Raw genomic sequence first — 21,195 nt, 5'->3', positions numbered from 1 at the left:
ATCACAGAATTAACCGAACGGACTAAGAGAATCCGGCTTAGGCCTGCTTTCTCTCTTCCATGCCGTGGAACACGCCTTCCTTCAGCTCTGTCTGAGACTTGCCTCTGCGCTGACCGCTGGCGGCCAGGTAAAGGATCAAGCCGATGATCATCCAGCCGACGAACATGATGCAAGCCGTGCTCTTCATGTACATGGGGCTGGCGGGGATGAACAACAGGATGAAGACAACCGTGGACACGATGCCGGCAAACCAGCCCATTGCGGCGCCGCCGGGGACCTTGTAAGGACGCTCCAGGTTGGGCTCCTTCTTCCGCAGGAACGCCAAGGAGTAGGAGGTCAGGCCCCAGGACAACACGAAGGCTGCGCCCGAGAAGGAAGTGATGTCGCCGATCAAGCCAGCGCCCAGGAAGGGGCCGATGAGGGACAGGCCCAGGCAGACGATCAGGCCGGGAACGGGGATGCCGTTCTTGTTCTGCTTGGCAAAGATCTTGGGCATCAGCAGGCCACGGGACATGCCCATGAGCAGCATGGCCGAGGACATGAAGAAGCCGTTCCAGGTGGTGAACAGACCGGCAATGGCGCCGATGGTGATCAGCCAGTAGAAGAACTCACCGGCAGCACCGCCGTAGCTCAATCTCAGCATGGTTGCCGCCGCAGGGTTGGTCATGATGCCGCCGACCGCAGTGGGCTGTGCGAACTCCTGCCAATCCCAAGCAAAGCCGAAGGAGAACAGCAGGAACGCATAGAACACGCAGGCCAGGGTAACGGAGAGCACCACGGTCTTACCAACGGACTTGATGTCGCCGCCAGCTTCCTCAACGCCCTGGGGAATGGTCTCGAACCCGGCCAGGAAGAAGGGAGCGGAGGACATGATGGCGAGGATACCGCCAAACATGCTGCTATTGGTTGCCTCAACATAACCCTGACTGGGGTCACCATAGATCATGGGGTTGCTGGTGTCATAGAGGGGCTGCCAGTGCTCGGGGCTGCCGTGGAGCAGAGAGGCCACAGCGCCGACGACAGCGGAACCCATCAGGATGAAGCACAGGATCTTCTGCACACCTGCCGCCGCAGCCAGGCCACGCATGTTCAGGGCGAACAGCAGGAAAGAACAAATCACGCCAATGATGATGGTGGTCAGATGGATGCCGGTGCCCGCCACATAGTAGAGGGGTTCACCGTCGGTCAGCCCAGGGATCAGATACCCCAGAACGTCGGTGATCTGAATGGCTTCCCAAGGAATGATGGATACGAACCCGCCAAAGGCCGCCCAGCCGGAAATCACGGCGACCTTGTCATTAAACGCACGGAATGCGAATGCCATGCCGCCGCCGGCGACGGGCAGGGCGGGAACCAGTTCGCAGTAGCACAGCGCGATGGGAACCATCATGATCAGTGCTGCGATGTAACCGAGACCGGCAGGAATGGGGCCGCCACTGCCGCTCATCCAGTTGTTGATGGAGACGGCCCAGCCGACTCCCACGATTGCGCCAAAGCCAATGCAGAAAAAGTCAATAGCGCTTACGCCTTTTTTCTCTCCCTGATTACTCATACATTTTACCTCGTTTCTTGTTGAACTCTAATTGGATCATCTCAACTATCATTCGCACGCGGTCTCCGGTCTGGCGGGTGGCTCATTCATGCGCCAGGCCGAACTTCTTCTTTTGTTTCGAGTGTGCTTTCTTCGAATGTCTTCCTGCATTTGAGGAAAATTCACTCTATTTTTTTCCTTCTTTCTTGCCTCTCACGCACCCTCCCGGGTCACCGCATCCCTCCTTTTGGGTTCAGGTTGAGCCGTACTCCCCATCTGTTTTTTCGTCTTTTTGACGAAGCCACAGACCTTTTGAGTGGCTTCATTATATCACACTGTATAGAAAAAATAAAGAGAAAATTTAGTTTTTTAGCAAAATTATCAGGTAGGAACATTTTTCACTTTCTTTTTTAGGTTTCGCCCGAGGATTTGTTTCTTTTTCCTTCTGATTTTTTTGCATCAATTTGTTCTAAATATTGCAGAAGGGCGGTTTTCTCATTGGGAAGGGTTCCCTCCAGCACACAATCCAGCAGCCGGCGGAGAGCCATTCCAATCGCCGGGCCTTGGTAACCCAACGCTAACAGCTCCCTTCCCCCCACCGCCAGCTCCCTGACGGTCAGACAGGGCGCCTCAGCCAGGACCTCCCCGGCAATCTTTTCCAGGCGCCGGAGGTGGTCCAACCTTGTGCAATATGCCGGGGCCTGGGCGGAGGCATCCCCCCGCTGGATCTCCAGCAGATCAAAAAAGCGCTCCGGCCCCAATTTGTTGAGCCAGCGGCGCACCCGCTGGGGGCTCTCCTCGATGACCGCGTCATGGTAGCGCACCAGGCACAGCACTTGCTCCCGGGTCCGCCGGGGAAACCGCAGCCGGGTGAGGATTCCTTCCGCCAGCTCCACGCTCCGCCGGGGGTGCCCGTAGAAATGTCCCTGCCCATCCTCTCCCAGAGAAAAGGTATCTGGCTTTCCCATGTCGTGCAGCAGCATCGCCAGGCGCAGAGGGAGCCGGGGGGGCACATGGTCCACTGCCACCGCCGTGTGGGTCCACACGTCATAGCAGTGGTGGGCATTCCGGTGGGCAAAGCCCACCATGGGCAGCAGCTCCGGGATCACCACCCCCAGCACGGCGGGGTAGGCCCGTAAAATCCGGCCGGCCGCCGGGCCGCAGAGGAGCTTTCCCAACTCCGCAGCACACCGCTCGGCGGACACCTTGGTCAGCAGGGGGGCGTACCGCCGGGCCGCCCGGTCGGTCTCCTCTTCCAGGGAAAAATCCAGCACCGCAGCGAAGCGAAGTCCCCGGAGAATCCGCAGGGCATCCTCCTGAAACCGGGTTCCGGGGTCCCCCACCGCCCGCAGGCATCCCGCCCGCAGATCGGCCTGCCCCCCAAAATAGTCCCGCAGCCCCCGCCCCGGGGCATAAGCCATGGCATTGATGGTGAAATCCCGGCGGGCCGCGTCAGCCCGGAGATTGTCAGCAAATGTTACCCCGTCCGGGTGCCGGGCATCGGAGTAGGCTCCGTCCACCCGATAGGTGGTGATTTCCAGGGGCATGCCCTCCAGCAGCACCGTCACCGTGCCGTGCCGGATGCCGGTTTCCAGGACCGTCTCCCCCTGAAACACCGCCTTGGTCTCCTCCGGCCGGGCGGAGGTGGCCAGATCATAGTCCTTAGGGGCACAGCCCAGCAGCATATCCCGGACACATCCCCCCACCAGCCAGGCCTCAAACCCAGCCTCATGGAGCCGTGCCAGGGCCCGGGCCGCCGGGGGGGCAATGGTCCCCATCATGGCTGCGCCTCCCTCTGGCTCAAGGGAAAGAGCACGCGCACCCGTGTCCCCCGGCCCAGCTGGCTATCCAACTGAATTTTGGCGTCGTGATAGGCGGCAGCGTGCTTGACAATGGACAGGCCCAGGCCCGTGCCGCCGATCTCCTTGGAGTGGCTCTTATCCACCCGGTAGAACCGCTCAAAGACCCGGTCCGTCTCTCCAGGCGGGATGCCAATGCCCGTGTCCTGGACCGTCAGCACCACCCGGTCCCCCTCCCGGGTCACCGAGACGGCCACATGGCCATTCTCCTGGTTGTATTTGATGGCGTTGTCACAGAGGTTAAAAATAATCTCCGCCAGGAGCTTTTCCGCGCCGTCCACCCGCTGGCGGCTCCCGGTCAGGGAGATGGCAATCCCCCGCTGCCGGGCCGCCTCAGCCAGGCTGGCCACAGCCCTTTCACACAGGGCGTAGAGGTCAATCCCCTGGCGGCGCTCCTGCCCGGGCGCGCCCTCGTCCAGATGGGAGAGGTTCAGGATATCCTCCACCAACGTGATCAGGCGCTGGGCCTCCTCGTAAATCTTGCCGGCGAAGCGCCCCACGTCCTCGCTTTTCACCATCCCCTCCCGGATGATCTCCGCATAGCCGGAGATGGAAGTCAGGGGGGTCTTGAGCTCATGGGAGACGTTGGCGGTAAAGTCCCGGCGCATCCGATCCTGCTTCTCATACTCCCGTTTGAGCTGCTCCATCTGCCGGCGGATGCCGGCCTGGCCGGCGGGCGGGCAGAGGGTACGGGCTTGGGGCGGGACCGGCCGCTTGGCGAACCACGTCCCCAGCACCAGGCCGGCGGCCAAGGGGAGCAGGGTTTTCATCGGGTTGGGCATGGTGGGTTCCTCCTGTCAGATGGGTTTCGGGGGTGTCTTTCCCTGGGCATCCATCGTTTTCTCCATTATAACAGGGGGGCAGAACGGGAACAAGCCCCTCCCTTACAGGGGATTCGGCTGTAAGGGAGGGGCTTATGCTGGATTATTCCGCTTCGATGATTTTAATTTGATCGGCTTTCAGACCCGTCTGTTCCATGACGATCTCTCCAATCCGGGCCGCGTCGGCGTCGGTCATGCCGTTCTCCATGGCGGAGACCACCACACTGATGCTGTCCTCCCCCAGGAAGGCCACGCAGTCGGTATAGCCCTTGGCGGTGATGAGGTTCTCAATCTGCGCCTCGGTCATGGTATAGTCCGCCATGGTCTGGATGGCCGCGTTGGCCTGATCCACCGAGCTCTGGTCGGCCTTCTCATCCTCTGCGGCCTCCTGGAGCAGGGAGAGGGCGTTGTCCCGGGCCTGCTGCCGGTTGAGGCGGGCTGTGGAGAAGTAAGTACCAGACTCGGCGTCCGCGCCCTCCTGGGCCGCGGCGCCCTCCTCGGTCTTGGCCCCCTCTTCCCCGGCGGCGCCTTCCTCTGCGGCCGCCCCCTCCTTCTGCTTCTCCAGCAGAGGATCATTCTGACTGCCCACCAGGGCCGCCTCCCCCAGGTTTTTCCCGGCGGCGGTGTCCTGAGAATAGCTCCAGTTCAAATAGACCGCCCCACAGACAAACAGGACGATGGCCGCGGCGATGGCATTGCGTTTCCAGAGTTTCATAGGTTTTTCCTCACTTTCCTTGACTGATCGAAATTTTATCGGCGCCCAGGCCCGTCAGGGCCGACATGGCCTCGGTAAGCTGCAGGCGCACAGTGGGGTCATCTCCCCCGGCGCAGACCAGCAAAGCGCCCTGATACCGGGGGTAAATTTCCTGGACGGTGACGGTCTCCTGGCTGCCGCTGCCCCGGGAGAGGACCACGGTCTCCGTCTTCTCCTCCCCCTGGGACCCGTCCCGGTCCACATTCTCCGCCAGGATCTGCCGGGGTCCATTGGCCACGGTGAGCACCACCGTAACCTCCCCCGCCCCGTGGATCTTGGACAGGGCCTGGGACAGGCGGGCCTCGGTCGCGGCCAGGTCGAAGGCCGACTGCGTCTGCTCGGTTTCCTCCCGTGCCTCTCCCTCCTTTTCCCCGGTGGGAAGGAGCAGCAGGATGAGCCCTGCCAGAATCACCAGCCAAACCAGCCGGTATCTTCCCATCGACGCCTTCACTCGTTGGGCCAGGCGGCCCATGGCTTCTCTCCCGTTCATGGTAGTTCCTCATTCCGATAGATTTGTGCCTCACGAGGAATGTCCAGTTCCTCCTCCATGTAGTGGGACAGGTCCTGCTTTTGCCCCTGGGTCAGCTGGCCTGTGACGGTGGCCCGGATGGGAACGGGAAGCTCTCCCTCCCCCGGGGCACAAACCACCTGGGCCGAGCAGGACGCCCCCAGCTGCTCCCCTTTGTCCACAATGTATGCACTCAATTCCTCCTCTATGATTCCTTTCATGGGTTCATAGGTTTTTTCTTCCAAGGTCTCCTGGCTGATGGCGCCGGCCGGGAGGGAGGACACCATGTCATAAAGGTCCTCATAATCCATGGTTACCAGGGGCTGCAGGATGCCCAGCACCAGAATCAGGCCGCCGGTGAGCTTGCCCACCCGCTTCACCGCCCCCGCCGGCATCAGGGCCTCCGCCGCCGCAATGACCATGGCCGAGACGGTGACGCTGAGCAGCCAGGTTCGTATGATCTCCATCGCTGCCTCCTATCCCACCACCGCCGACACCGTGGAGACCATGGCCACCACCAGCAGCACCGCGCAGGAGGCTGTCATGGCCAGGATCAGACCGAAAGCCGTGCCCAGGGCCTCAATGAGGCCGGTGATCCGTCCGTCGGCGGAGACCGTGGCCGCCAGGGCCGCGGTACATTTATACATTAAGTAGTGCACCCCCAGGTTCAAAAAGGGAACCACACAGATGCCGATGACCGCCAGCATGCCAAACACCCCCGCGGCGTTCCGCAGCACGGAGGCGCCGGCCAGCAGGGTCTCCGCCGTGTCTGAGATGACGCCGCCCACCACCGGCACCATGTTGGAGATGGTGAACTTGGCCGCCTTCACCGTGGCCGCGTCCGCCCCGCCGGAGATCACGCCCGACAGGTTCAGGTACCCCACAAAGGCCAGCAGAACCACGGACAGGAGAATGGTAATCAGCCACTTCAGCAGGCCGCCGATCCGCTTGAGCCCATCGTTGCCCAGGGCCGCCCAGGCCACGTTGGCCGCCACAAAGGCGTAGCACAGCGGGATGAGCAGGGTGTCGATCAGGCGGATCAGGAAGTCCGAAAAGAGGATGGTGGCCCCGTGCTTCACCACCGCCATGGCTGGGGTTCCGCTGGCGGCGGTGGCCATGGACACCGTGGGCAGGAGCACGTCCCCCAAGGTCTCCATATTGAAAATGGCCTCCTCCCCCATGGACAGCAGGGAGTTGACATCCCCCACCGCGATGGCGGTGATGGACAGGGTGGCCGCCAGTGTGGTCACCCCCAGGCCGCTGCCTCCCGTCCCCGCCTTGACCCCTTCCGTGAGCCCACAGAGCAGGGTAACCGCCAGCAGGAGCACACAGCTGCGAACCGACCGCTTCACCACGCCCCCCAGGGCCTCCTTGCCGGTCTCGGCCATGTGGCGGAAGGAGGCGCCCACGTCCAGGCCATCCTCAATGTCATGCTGGCCGGTGTAGGCCTCTCCCGCCTCCTCCAGGTCCTCAATGCCCAGGGACTGGCTCTGGTCCTGCAGGATTTCCTCCTGGTCCAGGGCAAGCGCCGTGGGCATCAGGAGGACCGCAGCCAGGACCACCAGGAGCACCCAGCGCCTCACAGCAGTCCCATGACCAACTGCAGCACCATCTTCAGCAGGGGCAGGGAGACCAGCACCGCTGCCGCCGCGCCGGCCACCTCCACAAAGGATGCCACGCCCCCTTCGCCCGCGTCCCGGCAGAGGGAGGCGGCCAGCTTGGTCACCAGGGCCAGTCCCACGGTCTGGAGCATGGGCCGCAGAACGGTGGGTGAGATGTCGGCCAAATCGGCCAGCTCCTCCATCACATCCCGAATGGTCTCCAGCAGAGGCAGGGTATTCCACAGCAGAAGCACGCAGGCCGCCGCCACCAAAACCACCGCGATCTCCGGGGTCTTTTGGCGCACCACCACCGCGCAGAGGGCCGCCACCACCCCTGCCGCGCCCAGTGCAATCATATCCATAGCGCATCACAGTCCAAACAGGGTCTTGACCAGCTCGAAGAGGTCGCTGATTTTCTGGACAACCATCATCAGCACCACAATCAGTCCCGCCAGCGTGGTCATGGTGGCCTGTTCCTCCCGGCCGGACCGGGTGAGCACTTGGTTCAGCACCGAGACCAAGATGCCCACCGCGGCGATTTTAAACACCAGATCTACGTCCATTCCCGACTTCCTTTCCCCGGGACGAGGGACTCGTCCCTGTTTCCTCTGTTGGCTGTTCCGTTGGTTCCAATCTATGCGCAGCCCAGCTTGTCTATGCCAGGAAGTTTTATAGGAGGATCAGGCAAAACAGCCCCGCTGCAAGGCCCAGCGCCAGATAGACCCGGCAGAGCCGGCGGGCCGTCTCCGCCGCCTCCGCCGCCTGTCCCTCCAGCCCCCGGAGAAGGCCTTCCAGGGCCTGCCGCTGGCTCTCCCCATCGTAGCGGCCCAGCACATCCCCGGCCTCCTGGAGCAGGCGAAGGTCCGCCTCCTCCAGAGGCAGCGCCACCTGTTCCAGAGCCGCTGTCCAGCTCTCCGCCCAGCTCTCCTGGCCGCCCTCGGCAAACCGCCGGCGGCAGGTCCGAAAAAAGGCCGCCGTTGGCCCCTGGGTCCCCGCCTCCGCGCTGGCCATCAAATCCGACACAGGGCGCAGGGAAAAGGCCAGCTCCCGGGCCAGCCCCGCCAGCGTCCGGCGAAACTCCCCCAGACAGGCGGTCCGCTGGCGCAGCCGGCTGCCCCGGAGCAGGCCAAAGGCTGTACAGCCGGCAAAGAGAAGGGTCTTTCCCAACAGCGCGGTCATGGCATGCCCTCCTTCCGCACAGTATAGACTCGCTTGCCCTGGGCCAGGGAGAGCACCACAAAGGTCCGAAAAATCCCCTGGTCCAGCAGTTCCCGGTAGAGGGGCCGCAGCCGCAGCTCCTCCCAGCTTCCCCCGTGGGCGGTGGCCAAAAGGGTCACGCCGCAGCCGGCGGCCTCCTGTATGGCCCGCAGGTCCTCCGGGGCGGTGATCTCGTCCACCGCCAGCACCTGGGGCGCCATCCCCCGCAGGAGCATCAGCAGGGCTGCGGCCTTGGGGCAGTTCTCCAGCACGTCGGTCCGGGGGCCCAGATGGCGGCGGAGGGCGCCCGCGCCCAGCTCCCCCCGCTCGTCGGCCACCCCGACCCGCCGGGGACGCACCCCTTCCCCCAGGGAGACACAGCGGATGAGGTCCCGCAGCAGCGTGGTCTTTCCCAGCCCCGGTGGGGAGAGGATCAGGGTATTGGAGAGTTCTCCCCCCTCCGCCAGCTGGGGCAGCAAAGGGCGCGCCACCCCCGGCAGAGCGTGGGGCACCCGAAGGGCCAGAGAGGTAATCCGACGAAAGGAGAGCAGCTCTCCCTCCCGGGTGGCCCCCTCGCCGCAGATTCCCACCCGCACCCCGCCGGCGGCGGTGACATAGCCGCTGCGCAGCTGGTCCAGCACTGTATGGACCGATCCCCGCCCCGCGGTCTCCAGCACCCGGCGCAACGCCTCCTCCGTCAGCGGGCGCCCCCGCCAGGCGGGGTGGGTCCACTCCTCCCCCGCCTGGACCACCGCCAGGGGAAATCCCTCTCGCAGCCGGAGCTCCTCCACCGCGTCCCGGGCCTTGGGGTCCAGGCTGGACAGCATCTCCCGGAGAAACTGCGGCACCACCTTGTCCCATCCTTCCATGCCGTCTGTCACCTCCTGTTGTTGTCTCCATTCTATGCACGCCTGTCCGAACCCTATGCGTTCAAAAACGCCCGCCTTGCCAAAAACGGTTTCCTTCCTTATAATAAGAGGAACACAATGAGAGAAGGAGAGGAATCGCTATGCGCGTCACCATTCTTGTGGACAACCTTGCCGCCCGGGGGCTGGAGGCCGAGTGGGGGCTGTCCATCTATGTGGAATACCAAGGTCACGCCATCCTGCTGGACACCGGGGCCAGTGACCGGTTTGCCCGAAACGCCGATACCCTGGGGATCGACCTGTCCACGGTCTCCTTCGGCGTGCTCTCCCACGCCCACTGGGACCACGGGAACGGGATGGGTACCTTTTTTGCCCGCAACCCCACCGCCCCCTTCTACCTCCGCCAGGGCTGCGGGGAGACCTGCTATGACAAAACCCCCGAGGGCTGGCGGTACGAAGGCCTTCAGCGGGGCCTTCTGACCACATTTGCCCCCCGTATCCGCTATGTCACCGGGGACTTCTCTCCCCTCCCCGGCGTCACCCTCCTGCCCCACAAGACGCCGGGCCTGGCGCAGCGGGGCCTGGCCGCCAACATGTACCGAAAGGTGGGGGACCAGTGGCTTCCCGATGACTTTTCCCACGAGCAGAGTCTGGTCTTTTCCACCCCCAAGGGCCTGGTGATCTTCAACAGCTGCTGCCACGGGGGCGCGGACAACATCGTCCGGGAAGTGGCGGACACCTTCCCTGGCCAGCCCATCTCCGCCATTGTGGGGGGCTTCCACCTGTACGACACCCCCGCCCAGGAGGTCCGGGCCTTCGCCCACCGGCTGGGGGAGACCGGGGTAACCCAAGTAATCACCGGACACTGCACCGGGCCAGAGGCCCTGGACATCCTGACCCAGGTCTTGGGCAGCCGGGTGCAGCCCCTCTCCACCGGGTTGGTGCTGACCTTTTAACCGCCGCAGAAACATACATGTATTCACAAAAACACCCCTTATAAGGAGAAAATCCTTTCTCCTTATAAGGGGTGTTTGTTCAACGCAACCAGTTCCATCTGGGGATTTTATCCCCTTAAAAAATAAGATGCTTCCCTCTATACTAAGTGAAACTGTATTGGAGGTATCCCGTCATGGTTCCATTTGCCCCACCGAGAATGCTTTCAGTGCAGGAGAAGGCTTTGACCAGCAAAGGAAGCTCTAAAGATCGCTTTCCGGCGGAATATCGAACAGAGCCATCAGTTTCCGAAAGGTATCCTGCCCGTCCAGGCAGGTGTCTGTCAGATATCCCTGTTCTCCTTCCCATTCAGAGAGTCCCCGGTAATAATACCCTTTCTTGGCGTCCTCGATGATAAAGGGAATCAATCCAAAGCGCAGACACTCCTTTAACACAATCAGCCTGCCGACCCTGCCGTTGCCATCTTGAAATGGGTGGATGCACGCAAACTCGTAATGGAAGCGGATGATATCGTGGATCGTAACCGCAGTCTCAGCTTCGTACCGGGACAGCAGCTCTTTCATGTGCTGTGCTACCTCCTTCGGTTTTGTCGTTTCATGGCCGCCGACCATATTCGCCCGTTTTTTGTAATCCCCAACGGCAAACCATGAAAGGGAGGCATCCTTTGTCCCTTGCTTCAAAATACGGTGCAGTTCTTTGATGATCTCCTCCGTGAGCGGCGCTTCCGCCACATCAATACAAAAGTCAATGGCGCGGAAATGATTGACGGTTTCGATGATATCATCCACAGGGATTCCTTCCCCCGCATCGATGGTGTTCGTTTCAAAGATCCGTCTTGTCTGGTCCTCACTGAGCCTACTGCCCTCTATGTGGTTGGAGTTGTAGGTCATCCGCACTTGCAGTTCATGGTACAGGCCCCCCGGCATGCGAATGGATTTCTCCTCCCTGAGCATCTGCAGCAGCCTGTTGTCTGAAATGATCTGGCATAGTTCCTCAGTGGAACAGCCGAAAAAAGAGGAAACCCTGTCACATGGAGGTTACCATGGCTACAATCAGACGTGTGTTTACCCTTCGTCTTCCCGACGAAGTCTTCGATCAAATCGGCCGGTTGGCAAGCAAAGACCGGCGATCTATGACCAATTACATTGAAGTGATCTTGCGAAACCATCTGGCAGAAGTGGAACGCAGAGAGCAGGAAGCCGCCGGCTCCGGCGCCCACACCGAGTAGCACCCGGCTATCTTTTTAAGAAAGGGCTTGCCGCCTGCTTTTTTCAGACGGTAAGCCCTTTCGGCTGCTTAAACAATTTGTCGTTCCATCGTTGTCTCACCTTTTGGGGGCATCTCTTGCCCTCAAGGATTTTTCAGCCGGATCATCTTACATCTTACCCCTGACATTTGGCCAGGAGCTTTTCCCAGTTCTCGTCCACGTTTCGCTGGGCCTCTTCGATCATCCACTCGTTGCCCGGTTTGAACATGTGACGGAAGCGGCCCTGAAGCCGGAGATACTCCTCCACCGGCCGCTTCTGCTTGGGCTGGTAGCTCAGGTGCCACACCCCGTCAATGACCTCGAACAGCGGCCAGACGCAGGTCTCCACCGCCAGCTTACAGATCTCCGGGAGTTTTTCCGCCGGATATTCCCAGCCACGGGGACAGGGGGCCATGATGTTCAGAAAACTGGGGCCGGGGGTATAGATCGCTTTCTGGGCCTTGGTATAAAGGTCCCGGAAATTGCCAAGGAAGGTGGTCTGGGCCACGTAGGGCACATGGTGGGCGGCGATGATCTCGGTGAGATTCTTCTTGTTCTGCAGCTTCCCGGGGATGGCCGACCCCACCGGAGAGGTGGTGGCCTTGGCAAACCGGGGGGTGGAGGAGGAGCGCTGAATGCCGGTGTTCATATAGGCCTCGTTGTCGTAGCAGACATAGGTCAGGTCGTGGCCCCGCTCCATGGCTCCGGACAGGGACTGAAAGCCGATGTCGTAGGTGCCGCCATCCCCGCCGAAGGTGATGAACTTGACCTCCCCCTGGACCTTCCCCTTCCGCTTCAGGGCGTTATAAGCCGCCTCCACCCCGGACAGGGAGGCGCCGGCGCTCTCAAAGGCCGTATGGATGTAGCTGTCCTCATAGGCGGTGTAGGGATAGAGGAAGGAGCTGACCTCCAGGCAGCCGGTGGCGTTGCCCACCACCGCCCGGTCCTCCTCCCGCAGGGCCCGCAGAACGCCCCGGACCGCAATGCCCGCCCCGCAGCCGGCGCAGAGGCGGTGTCCCCCCACAAAGCGTTCTTTTTTCTCCAGGGTCTTTTTGAAATGATAGGTTCTCTCTGTGTTTTCCATGGCCGTTTACCCCCTTTGTCCCAGATGTGAATAGACCGGACCCAGTTCGCCCCCGGCCGCAATGGCCTCCAGCCGGGCAAAGACCGACGCAAAATGCGCCGGGGTGATATCCCGGCCCCCCAGGCCGTAGACATATCCCACGGTACGGGGACGGGGCTCCAGATCGTAGAGGGCCGCCCGGACCTCCGCAAACAGGGGGCCGCCCTGGGCAGAGAAGCTCTCCGCCTTGTCCAGAATGGCCAGGGCCTTCACGTTCTTCAGGGTCTGGGCCAGTTCCTCCGCCGGGAAGGGGCGGAAGACCCGAATCTTTACCAGGCCCGCCGGAATCCCCCGCGCCCGCAGCGCGTCCACCGTCACCTTGGCGGTGCCCGCAGAGGAGCCGATGAGCACCAGGGCGATCTCGGCATCCTCCATGCGGTAGGCCTCGAACAGGCCGTATTCTCGTCCGGTCAGGGCCGCGAACTGGGCGGCCACCTCCAAAATCCGCTTCTTGGCCCCCTTCATGGCCTCGGCCTGCTGGACCTTATGCTCCATATAGTGGCAGCCCAGGTCATAGGGACCGATGGCCAGGGGATTCTCCGCCTTGAGCAGGAAATGCTCCGGGCGGTACTCCCCCACAAAGGCCTTGACGGAGTCGGTATCCAGCAGCACAATATTCTCCAAGGCGTGGCTGGTGATAAAGCCATCCTGACAGATCATCACCGGCAGACGGACGGAGGGGTGCTCTCCGATGGGCATGGCCTGGAGGAAATTGTCATAGGCCTCCTGGTTGTTCTCCGCGTAAATCTGAATCCACCCCGCGTCCCGGATGCCCATGGAGTCCGAGTGGTCGTTGTTGATGTTGATGGGGCCGGTGAGGGCCCGGTTCACGCAGGCCAGGGTGATGGGAAGCCGGCTGGAGGCCGCCACATACATCATCTCATACATCAGGGCCAGGCCCGCTGAGGAGGTGGCAGTCACCGCCCGGGCCCCGGCGGCTTCGGCGCCGATGCAGGCGGACATGGAGCTGTGCTCGGACTCCACCGGGACAAACTCCGTGTTGACCTCCCCGTTGGCCACGTACTGGGCAAAATACTGGGGAATCTCCGTGGAGGGGGTGATGGGAAAGGCCGCCATCACGTCGGGGTCAATCTGCTTCATGGCAAAGGCAATGGCCTCGTTGCCGGAAAGACGTTCGTTGTAATTCATGCCTCTCCACCCTCCTTTACCGTGATGGCCCCAAAGGGGCAGACCTGGGCGCAGATGCCGCAGCCCTTGCAGTGCAGGTAATCAATGCCGGCCAGCTTTCCCTCCGCCACCGGCAGGGAGCTGTCGGGACAGTAGGGCACGCACAGCAGGCAGTTGCGACATTTCTCCCGGTCCAGCACCGGGGTGTCCGTGCGCCAGGCGCCGGTGTTCACATACCGGGCGGTGGCCGGTTCATAGACCTCTCCCCCCAGGGTCATCTCCTGCCAAGGGGTATGCTCGTCAATCTCTCTTGCGGGACGGATCATCCGACCTGCACCTCCTCCCACGCCTGCATTAGGGCCGCCATGTTTCCGGCCACCACCTGGGGCTTGGCGGCAAATTTGTGATGGAAGCTCTCCTCCATGTCCTGCTTAAACCTCTCTTCCTCCAGCACACCGCTCACCCGCACCGCCGCGCTGAGCATGGGGGTGTTGGGGAAGTTCCGGCCCAAGGTCTCCTCGGAGATCCGGCGGGCGTCTATGGTGCACACCGGCCCCGTCCAATGCCGGAGCTTGCCCCGAATCTCCCCGGGGGACTTGGCTGTGTTGACGATCACCGCCCCCGTCGGGGACAGGCCCTTGGTGACATCCACCGTGTCCAGCAGGGTCTCGTCCACCACCACCACATAGTCTGGGCAGTCGATGTTGCAGTGGATGCTGCACCGGGTGTCGCTGATGCGGTTATACGCGGTAATGGGAGCCCCCATCCGCTCAGGGCCGTACTCCGGGAACCCCTGGACAAACTTGCCCGAGCTGAAGGCGGCGTCCGCCAGGAGGAGACAGGCCGTTTTGGCCCCCTGTCCCCCCCGGCCATGCCACCGGAATTCTACCAAACCGTTCTCTTTCATGGAACTTACCTCCTTGGAATATGGGCACCGCCTGTGCCCGGAAGTCCCCCGCCCCGTGGGGAGGGCGGGCAAAGAAAAAAGCCTTCGTCCCTGTAAAAGGACGAAGGCCAAGAAAACACTTCGCTGTACCACCTGTTACCTGCGTACCAACATACGCGCTCCCTGTAACGGGGGACACCGGCAGGGCCTACTTTCCGCGCTTTGGTGTTCGGCCTGCAGCTCAGGAGGGATATTCAGACTTCCGCGCTACTTCCTTCGGGCTCTCACCATCCCCGAATCGCTGCAGGGTTCCGCAGATCCTACTGTCTCCATCATCGCCATTGTGATTGGCTTTGTTTAATTGAGGATATTATACGCACTGGCCGGGGCCTTGTCAAGGCACAAATTCCCCTCTTTTCCCGAAAAAAGGGCCCTTTTCTTGTGCGTTATTCCTGCCCCGCCTGGCCAGAGAAAATCCAGGGCGCCGGCTGCACCTCGATCTCGTCCTTCCGGCCCACCTTGGAGACCTCCAGCTGCATCACCTCCGTGGGCTGGATGCCGTTTTCCCAGAGCATCCCGGGAATCCGGCTCATGAAACTGAACTCCAAGGTATAGATCACCACCCGAATCTTCGGGTTGACCCGCACCAGCGTCTGCAGCTCCAGCTCCAGCTTGGGGGAGGCCACCAGGAACGCCACGTCGGGCACCGGCCACCGGTGGGAGTAGCTCTCCATGTCGTCCACGATCAGCACGTTGTTCAGACCAAAGCGGACCACATTCTCCTCCATGGTCTGGCGGTCTCCCGGCTTATACTCCACCGCTACCACATGGCCCCGGCGGACGGCGATGGCCGCTTCCACGGCGATGCTCTCCCCGGAGACACAGCAAATGGTCTCCTTCTCATCCAGGCAGAGCTTTTTCAGAATGACCGCCCGAATCTCCGGCGCCACGTACCGGATGGTGCCGGGAGAAAAGCTGTCGTTGTCCAGGCCGATCCGGTAGCCTGAGTGGGCCCGGGGGTTGTTGATCAGCATGGCCGCGGAGACGTTCACCCCCCGGTCAATCATCTCTGAGAGGAGATTGTGCTTCATAGGGCCCTGGGGCTCGGAGCCCTCGTTGTACCAAATCTCACAGTCCCCCATGCCCTCGTCCCACATGCTGTAAAAAATCTCCGGGTGGTTCCCGTCGGTGAACACCAGCACAGAGCGGTTGGCCTGCACCGTGGGCAGCAGGTTCCGGTTCTCCCCGGTGATGTCCAAAATGCGTACCGTGGACAAATCAATTTCCGAGTGGTCGGAAAAATATTTGAGCCAAGCTAAGATGCTCTCATTGTTGAAAATACTCATCCTATTCTCCTCCTCTTTCCGCCGGACCAGGCGTCCTTCACTCCACCGGGTCCATGGTCACCGCCGCTTTCTTGCGCAGAAAGGCGGCAAAGGTGGCGGGGTCCCCCTGCACAAAGCTCTCCTTGCACAGCATGTGCGCCGCGTTGGTCACGGTAAAGAGGAAAAAATGCCCCGCATCCTCATTGGCGCTTTTGATACTGATGTATGGGAAGGTGTGCTGTCCGGAGGCCGCATCGGTCTCCTCAAAATGGTCCTTGTAAAAGGTATAGGTCAAGGTCATCCCCTTGTTGGGGTACCGGGCCCAGGACCGTCGGGCCATTCCCCTGCTGTCCGACCGGCGCAGAAGGGCAATGCCCCCCAGAATGCAGAGCGCAGAGAGCACCAAGGTGACAATGGTAATGGGGGCAAAGGCCCCTGTGGTGACAATGCCCGCAATGATGCTGGCCCCCACCCCCAGAAGCAGCAACCCAAAAATAGGGTAGCCGATCTTGCGCGCCAAACGCAGATTTTTTTCCGGTCGGCGGCGGAACTCCAGCACTTTAACCAGCGCGGCCACATCCTCCTGCCGGTAAACCATTTGCACCTGATACTCCACAGACATGCCTCCCACCTCCGCCGGTATGTTCCGTCCCATCGGACCCAACCTGTTTTCCTTCATTGTAAGTCCCCTGCCCCAGTCTGTCAAGGACAACCTGACGCCGCCTTGACAAACCATCCCCTGTGGCCTATGATGATATCATCTATTGTATTCCATGCAAGTGCAAACCTTTGCAATCAGGAGGTCTACTATGGGAACTATCTACACCTCTGTGGAGCAGCTCATCGGGGGAACCCCCCTGCTGGAGCTCCGCCAGATCCAGCGGGCAGAGGGCCTGAACGCCACCCTTCTGGCCAAGCTGGAGTATCTCAACCCCGCCGGCTCCGCCAAGGACCGGGTGGCCAAGGCCATGCTCGACGACGCGGAGGCAAAGGGGCTGCTCAAGCCCGGCGCGGTCATCATCGAACCCACCTCCGGCAACACGGGCATTGGCCTGGCCGTAGTCGCCGCCACCCGGGGCTACCGCACCATCATCGTCATGCCCGACACCATGAGCATGGAGCGCCGCCTGCTCATGTCCGCCTACGGCGCTGAGCTGGTGCTCACCCCGGGCGCCCAAGGGATGGCAGGCTCCATTGCAAAAGCGGAGGAACTGGCCCGGGAGATTCCCAACGCCTTCCTCCCCAGGCAGTTTGACAACCCCGCCAACGCCGACGCTCACCGGACCACCACCGGCCCGGAAATCTGGGCGGATACCGACGGACAGGTGGACGTTTTCGTCGCCGGGGTGGGCACCGGCGGCACCATCACCGGCACAGGGGAATACCTCAAGGCCCAAAATCCCCACCTGAAGGTGGTGGCGGTGGAACCCGCCGCCTCTCCCCTGCTGAGCAAGGGCATGGCAGGTCCCCACGGCCTGCAGGGCATCGGCGCCAATTTCGTGCCGAGCGTGCTCAACACGGAAATCTATGACGAGATCATTCCCGTCACCGAAGCCGACGCCTACGCTGCCGGCCGGGCACTGGGACGGCGGGAGGGTGTCCTGGCAGGCATCTCCTCCGGGGCGGCGCTCTGGGCCGCCATCCAGCTGGCCAAGCGGCCGGAGAACCAGGGCAAAACCATCGTGGTCCTCCTCCCGGATACCGGCGACCGCTACCTCTCTACCCCCATGTTCCAGGACTGACCCCAAAGAAACACCCCGCTTCGTCCAGATTCTCTGGCGAAGCGGGGTGTTTTTTTCATTCCGCCGCGGCAATGACACTGACAGGACAGTCCTCCACCGCCTGGCGGGCCTGATCCTCCTGTCCAGCTGGCACCTGGCCCACAGCCTCCGCAGTTCCCTCCTCATTCCAATGGAACAGGTCTGGGAAACTCTCCACACACAGGCCGCAGCTGATGCAGCCGTCGGTTACTGTCACCTTCATGGGACAAGACTCCTTCCCGGCGCAGGTTGCGCCCTACCGGGATAGTGTGTCACATTGGCTGGAAATCATACGTCTGTTCTCCTCCTGCGCCCTCCATTCTCGCCGCTGGAAACGCACTTACTCAGACGGATTTTTCAGATATGACATCTTCTCCAGCCGGTCCAGCAGCGCCTGACAGCCCTCTGCCAAGTCCGCATAGGTGGCGTCAAAATTTCCTGTATACCAGGGATCGGCAATGTCCCTGGGGTGGGGCGTACCGTCCAGCAGACGGCGGATCTTCCCCTCCGGGTCTCCCCCCGCGATGGCCTTCATATTCTTCACGTTGGCAGAGTCCATGGCCAGCAGAAAATCATAGGCTCCATAGTCCTCCCTGGTCATCTGCACCGCCCGATGATGGCCAAAGGGCACCCCCATTTCCTTTAGCTTGCGCCTGGCGGGGGGATACATGGGGTTTCCAATCTCCTCCCGGCTGGTGGCCGCCGAGGACACCACACAGTCCAGCCCCCGCGCCTTTGCCATCTGGGAAAACAAGCAGGCCGCCATGGGAGAGCGGCAAATGTTGCCGTGGCAGACGAAAAGTATTTTTACCATAAATCCTCACGTTTCCTTCCTTCGGACAGAAAATATAATTTTCTTTTTATACATATATTTGCTACATATAGTTTCCTCTCTGTGCCGTACAATAATTTGCAACGATAAAACCCAAGCGCAGGAGGTCCCAAAATGGAAATCTACGATCGTGGCTGGCGGCTAAAGGCCCTGAGAAAAAAGCGCGGATTATCGCAAAAAGCAGTCGCCGACCGGCTGGGGGTGGACCGCGCCGCGATCAGTGCGTATGAGCGAAACATCGCCACGCCCCGCATTGACGTTTTGGAGAATCTGGCGCTGCTCTACCGGACCTCCGTTGACTATATCTTGGGCATGGAGCACCGTGCCGCCCTCTACATTGATGATCTCTCGGAAAGTCAGCAGGAAACGGTACGCAGCATCGTCGAAACCCTGCGGCGGGAATTCTTGAAAGAGGAATCCTAATGGGCCAGGACACCCCTTTGTGGGTTCCTGGTCTTTTTTTGTCAAGGCACCACCGGAGCCTGGGGCGGTTTTTCCGTCAGCAGCTTTCGCTTCAGCGCCCAGTAGGCCACAGTTACCGCTGCCCCTGCCGCCAGCCAGCTGGCAGGGTAGACCAGCAGCAGACCCTGGAAGGTGGGCATCAAGGGGAAGACAAAGGCCACCCACAAAATACGCAGCCCACAGACGAACACCGCGCAGAGGATGGTGGGAACGAAGGAGTACCCCAGCCCCCGCAGGGTCCCCGACATCACCTCAATGACCATATTGAACAACTGGAAAGGCAGCACCCAGCGCATCCGCGTCAGCGCCAGCAGGGCGATGCCCGCGTCCGAAGTGTAGATCCCGGCAAAGGGCAGACCAAAAACCACCAGCAGCAGCGCAAAGGCCTCCGACAGGATTCCCCCCAGCAGCAGGCACCAGCGGGTGGCACTCCGGCACCGGCGCAGATTCCCCGCCCCGTAATTCTGGCCGTTGAAGGTCATGCTGGCCTGGCCAAAGCTGTTGAGCAGATAGTAGACAAAGATCTCCGCAGTTACGCCAATGGTGGAGGCCGCCACCACATCCGAGCCCAGCCGGTTGATCCCCGACTGGATGATCACATTGGCAATGTTGAACATCATCCCCTGAATGGCCGCCGGGATGCCAATATACAGGATGCCCCGCAGCAGCTTCCTGTCCAGGCGCAGCAAGGCGGGCTCCACCCGGATCGGCCCGGTCTCCCGGCGCAGATAGTGCCAGAGCAGGCCCGCCCCCACCCCGTCGGCAATCACCGTGGCCAGGGCCACCCCCGCCACATCCATGTGAAACAGCAGGACAAATACCAGGTTCAGCACCACATTCACTCCGCCGGAGAGAAGCAGGCAGAGCAAGGGGCGCCGGGTGTCTCCGTTGGCCCGCAGGATGGCCGCCTCAAAGTTATACACCATTTGGAATATGGCGCCCAGCAGGTAAATTTGCAGATACTGGCGGGCCAAATGAATGATATTCTCCGGGGTATCCATCCACCGCAGCAATGGTCCAGCCAGACACTCCCCCACCACCATCAGCACCGCACCGCAAAGAACCGCCACCACCAGAGAGGTATGGACCGCTTTTCGCACTTCCCCCTCCTCTTCCGCCCCAATCAGGCGGGCGATGACCACATTGGCTCCCACAGCCAGGCCGGTAAAAATGGTGATGTAGAGATTGACAATGGAGCTGGTGCTGCCCACCGCGGCCAGAGCCAGCTCCTTCTGGGCAGAAAACTGTCCCACCACCGCCACGTCCGCAGAGTTAAAGAGCTGCTGCAGCATACTGGTGGCGGCGATGGGAAGGGCAAACAACAGGATCTGCTTCCAGAGGACCCCGTGCCGTAAATCATGTGTTCCTTTCATCTGTCTCCTCTGCCTGGCAGAGCACTCCCTCCTATGATTCATTCCGATTTCTTTATATCCTCTTTATTCTATACCGTACCGGGCCAGCGGTGCAAGCCCTCTTTCCTATTTTTTTCAGCGGGTCTGCTTTCCCCTCAAAAAAACAGCGGCGTTCCCACGAACGCCGCTGTGCTCTCCACTTAACCCCTGCCGGTGGGAGACACCGGGGCAAGCAGGACCTTCCCCGTGCCCCGATAGACGTTGACCAGCCCCTCCCCGGAGGCAGCAGACCCGATCAGGGTCTTGCCGGACCGCTCCACGGTAAAGCTCAGGCTGCCGCTCCAGGCCACCGCCAGGTTGCCGTCCACCTTGAGGACATCGTCCTGGAGGGTGATCTCCACCAGCTCCTCCCGGGGACAGTCTGACTCCAGGCAGAGCACACCGTTGCCAGTGATGCCCAGATTGAACAGGCCCTCATTGCCCGCCACCGCAGAAGAGAGGTTGGACCGCATCACCGCCTTGTGCTTCAGCCGGGCGTCACAGGCCAGAAAAAGGCCGTCATCCAGGACAATCGAGCCATTCCAGTCGGCCAGGTCCAGGAGAAGAATGTGCTTGTAGGTAGGCTCCAGCACCAGCAGGCCGTCTCCCGTGTACTCCGGCTTAATGGCGGACTCCCCTGTGACCTTGCCCCGGAGGGCTTTCCCAAACAGGTCTCCTACCCCCTTGACCCCTGTGGTGGCGTTGACGTTGCCCACGCTCCACTGCATGGCGCCGGCCTGAAGGGTGATATTGGCTTGTTTCAGATCACAGAGGACCTGCCGCCGGCGCACATGCATAACGCTGCTAAAATAAGCGGTCTGGGCGCTGTCCGGGCTGACACTGAGGTCCCGCTGGTATTCAATAACTTGAAAGGGTCCCAGCTGGGCCAGGGTACGGATGTCGTCGTTGTCGATGAAATTGGAAAGCTGATACATGGCACACGCCTCCTCA

The 21,195-nt window shown here is 61.4% G+C and carries 26 protein-coding genes; 4 read left to right on the top strand and 22 right to left on the bottom strand.

The annotated features are described in order from the left end of the window. Positions 1 to 37: 37 nt before the first annotated feature. The 11 genes from DV520_RS03645 to DV520_RS12245 all read right to left on the bottom strand — a co-directional run bounded on the left by DV520_RS03645 (position 38) and on the right by DV520_RS12245 (position 9,140). Complete coding sequence (locus DV520_RS03645) at positions 38 to 1,552, bottom strand: APC family permease (protein WP_117141824.1); 1,515 nt, start codon at positions 1,550 to 1,552, stop codon at positions 38 to 40. 389 nt (positions 1,553 to 1,941) lie between these two features. Then, positions 1,942 to 3,312, bottom strand: coding sequence for a CCA tRNA nucleotidyltransferase (locus DV520_RS03640; RefSeq protein WP_021920730.1), 1,371 nt, complete (start codon positions 3,310 to 3,312; stop codon positions 1,942 to 1,944). Beyond that, on the bottom strand, positions 3,309 to 4,172 hold the full coding sequence (locus DV520_RS03635) for a sensor histidine kinase (RefSeq protein WP_117141823.1): 864 nt from the start codon (positions 4,170 to 4,172) through the stop codon (positions 3,309 to 3,311). Before DV520_RS03635 ends, DV520_RS03640 begins: the two co-directional genes overlap by 4 nt. A gap of 142 nt (positions 4,173 to 4,314) precedes the next feature. Then, positions 4,315 to 4,926 carry a SpoIIIAH-like family protein gene (locus DV520_RS03630; protein WP_117141822.1) on the bottom strand — a complete coding sequence of 204 codons (612 nt, stop codon included), beginning with the start codon at positions 4,924 to 4,926 and terminating at the stop codon, positions 4,315 to 4,317. A 10-nt stretch (positions 4,927 to 4,936) separates the two neighbouring features. Continuing rightward, entirely contained in the window at positions 4,937 to 5,455 is a 519-nt protein-coding gene (locus DV520_RS03625) for a stage III sporulation protein AG (RefSeq protein ID WP_021920727.1), read from the bottom strand. Further along, the gene (locus DV520_RS03620) at positions 5,452 to 5,940 is read right to left on the bottom strand and encodes a stage III sporulation protein AF (RefSeq protein WP_021920726.1); all 489 of its coding nucleotides are present in this window, start codon (positions 5,938 to 5,940) and stop codon (positions 5,452 to 5,454) included. The genes DV520_RS03625 and DV520_RS03620 overlap by 4 nt, the downstream gene beginning before the upstream one ends. 9 nt (positions 5,941 to 5,949) lie before the next feature. Continuing rightward, positions 5,950 to 7,044, bottom strand: a complete 1,095-nt coding sequence (locus DV520_RS03615) for a stage III sporulation protein AE (RefSeq protein WP_242984640.1) — start codon at positions 7,042 to 7,044, stop codon at positions 5,950 to 5,952. Between the two features lie 8 nt (positions 7,045 to 7,052). After that, a complete protein-coding gene (locus DV520_RS03610; protein ID WP_021920724.1) occupies positions 7,053 to 7,436 on the bottom strand; it encodes a stage III sporulation AC/AD family protein in 384 nt (127 codons plus the stop codon). A 6-nt stretch (positions 7,437 to 7,442) separates the two neighbouring features. Further along, positions 7,443 to 7,637 carry a stage III sporulation protein AC gene (gene spoIIIAC / locus DV520_RS03605; protein WP_021920723.1) on the bottom strand — a complete coding sequence of 65 codons (195 nt, stop codon included), beginning with the start codon at positions 7,635 to 7,637 and terminating at the stop codon, positions 7,443 to 7,445. A gap of 106 nt (positions 7,638 to 7,743) precedes the next feature. Beyond that, a complete protein-coding gene (locus DV520_RS12250) occupies positions 7,744 to 8,253 on the bottom strand; it encodes a stage III sporulation protein AB (protein WP_165850029.1) in 510 nt (169 codons plus the stop codon). Further along, the gene (locus DV520_RS12245; protein WP_165850028.1) at positions 8,250 to 9,140 is read right to left on the bottom strand and encodes a stage III sporulation protein AB; all 891 of its coding nucleotides are present in this window, start codon (positions 9,138 to 9,140) and stop codon (positions 8,250 to 8,252) included. Before DV520_RS12245 ends, DV520_RS12250 begins: the two co-directional genes overlap by 4 nt. Positions 9,141 to 9,280: 140 nt before the next feature. On the opposite strand from DV520_RS12245, the gene DV520_RS03595 reads away from it, so the two are divergent. Continuing rightward, complete coding sequence (locus DV520_RS03595) at positions 9,281 to 10,093, top strand: MBL fold metallo-hydrolase (RefSeq protein ID WP_117141821.1); 813 nt, start codon at positions 9,281 to 9,283, stop codon at positions 10,091 to 10,093. A 240-nt stretch (positions 10,094 to 10,333) separates the two neighbouring features. On the opposite strand, the gene DV520_RS03590 is transcribed toward DV520_RS03595, so the two are convergent. Beyond that, the gene (locus tag DV520_RS03590; protein WP_333818490.1) at positions 10,334 to 11,017 is read right to left on the bottom strand and encodes a Fic family protein; all 684 of its coding nucleotides are present in this window, start codon (positions 11,015 to 11,017) and stop codon (positions 10,334 to 10,336) included. 116 nt (positions 11,018 to 11,133) lie between these two features. Here DV520_RS03590 and DV520_RS03585 point away from each other — a divergent pair, with 116 nt between their 5' ends. Beyond that, positions 11,134 to 11,319: an Arc family DNA-binding protein gene (locus DV520_RS03585; protein WP_165850027.1), complete on the top strand. Its 186-nt coding sequence runs from the start codon at positions 11,134 to 11,136 to the stop codon at positions 11,317 to 11,319. Between the two features lie 154 nt (positions 11,320 to 11,473). Here the strand turns inward: DV520_RS03585 and DV520_RS03580 are convergent, their stop codons facing one another. From DV520_RS03580 to DV520_RS03555, 6 genes are all read right to left on the bottom strand, one after another. Next, positions 11,474 to 12,421, bottom strand: a complete 948-nt coding sequence (locus tag DV520_RS03580) for a thiamine pyrophosphate-dependent enzyme (RefSeq protein ID WP_021920716.1) — start codon at positions 12,419 to 12,421, stop codon at positions 11,474 to 11,476. A 6-nt stretch (positions 12,422 to 12,427) separates the two neighbouring features. After that, entirely contained in the window at positions 12,428 to 13,609 is a 1,182-nt protein-coding gene (gene porA, locus DV520_RS03575; protein WP_021920715.1) for a pyruvate ferredoxin oxidoreductase subunit alpha, read from the bottom strand. Further along, positions 13,606 to 13,914, bottom strand: coding sequence for a 4Fe-4S binding protein (locus DV520_RS03570; RefSeq protein ID WP_021920714.1), 309 nt, complete (start codon positions 13,912 to 13,914; stop codon positions 13,606 to 13,608). Before DV520_RS03570 ends, porA begins: the two co-directional genes overlap by 4 nt. Further along, positions 13,911 to 14,495 carry a 2-oxoacid:acceptor oxidoreductase family protein gene (locus tag DV520_RS03565; protein WP_021920713.1) on the bottom strand — a complete coding sequence of 195 codons (585 nt, stop codon included), beginning with the start codon at positions 14,493 to 14,495 and terminating at the stop codon, positions 13,911 to 13,913. The genes DV520_RS03570 and DV520_RS03565 overlap by 4 nt, the downstream gene beginning before the upstream one ends. Before the next feature lie 425 nt (positions 14,496 to 14,920). Continuing rightward, entirely contained in the window at positions 14,921 to 15,820 is a 900-nt protein-coding gene (locus tag DV520_RS03560) for a precorrin-6B methylase 2-like protein (protein ID WP_021920712.1), read from the bottom strand. A 37-nt stretch (positions 15,821 to 15,857) separates the two neighbouring features. Further along, a complete protein-coding gene (locus DV520_RS03555) occupies positions 15,858 to 16,421 on the bottom strand; it encodes a YcxB family protein (protein ID WP_117141818.1) in 564 nt (187 codons plus the stop codon). Between the two features lie 187 nt (positions 16,422 to 16,608). Here DV520_RS03555 and cysK point away from each other — a divergent pair, with 187 nt between their 5' ends. Further along, a complete protein-coding gene (cysK, locus tag DV520_RS03550; protein ID WP_117141817.1) occupies positions 16,609 to 17,541 on the top strand; it encodes a cysteine synthase A in 933 nt (310 codons plus the stop codon). A 55-nt stretch (positions 17,542 to 17,596) separates the two neighbouring features. On the opposite strand, the gene DV520_RS03545 is transcribed toward cysK, so the two are convergent. Together DV520_RS03545 and DV520_RS03540 are read right to left on the bottom strand one after the other, a co-directional pair. Next, a complete protein-coding gene (locus DV520_RS03545; RefSeq protein ID WP_021920709.1) occupies positions 17,597 to 17,782 on the bottom strand; it encodes a ferredoxin in 186 nt (61 codons plus the stop codon). 117 nt (positions 17,783 to 17,899) lie between these two features. Further along, positions 17,900 to 18,373 carry a low molecular weight protein-tyrosine-phosphatase gene (locus DV520_RS03540; protein WP_117141816.1) on the bottom strand — a complete coding sequence of 158 codons (474 nt, stop codon included), beginning with the start codon at positions 18,371 to 18,373 and terminating at the stop codon, positions 17,900 to 17,902. A gap of 132 nt (positions 18,374 to 18,505) precedes the next feature. On the opposite strand from DV520_RS03540, the gene DV520_RS03535 reads away from it, so the two are divergent. Beyond that, positions 18,506 to 18,814, top strand: a complete 309-nt coding sequence (locus tag DV520_RS03535) for a helix-turn-helix domain-containing protein (RefSeq protein WP_021920707.1) — start codon at positions 18,506 to 18,508, stop codon at positions 18,812 to 18,814. Between the two features lie 41 nt (positions 18,815 to 18,855). On the opposite strand, the gene DV520_RS03530 is transcribed toward DV520_RS03535, so the two are convergent. Next, positions 18,856 to 20,226 carry an MATE family efflux transporter gene (locus tag DV520_RS03530; RefSeq protein WP_021920706.1) on the bottom strand — a complete coding sequence of 457 codons (1,371 nt, stop codon included), beginning with the start codon at positions 20,224 to 20,226 and terminating at the stop codon, positions 18,856 to 18,858. A gap of 179 nt (positions 20,227 to 20,405) precedes the next feature. After that, entirely contained in the window at positions 20,406 to 21,179 is a 774-nt protein-coding gene (locus DV520_RS03525; RefSeq protein WP_117141815.1) for an AIM24 family protein, read from the bottom strand. Positions 21,180 to 21,195 lie beyond the last annotated feature (16 nt).

The organism is Evtepia gabavorous (assembly GCF_003425665.1).
Classification (GTDB): Bacteria; Bacillota; Clostridia; order Oscillospirales; family Oscillospiraceae; genus Evtepia; species Evtepia gabavorous.
The sequence above is the reverse complement of the archived record's forward strand: the minus strand, read 5'-3'. Positions and strand labels throughout refer to the sequence as shown.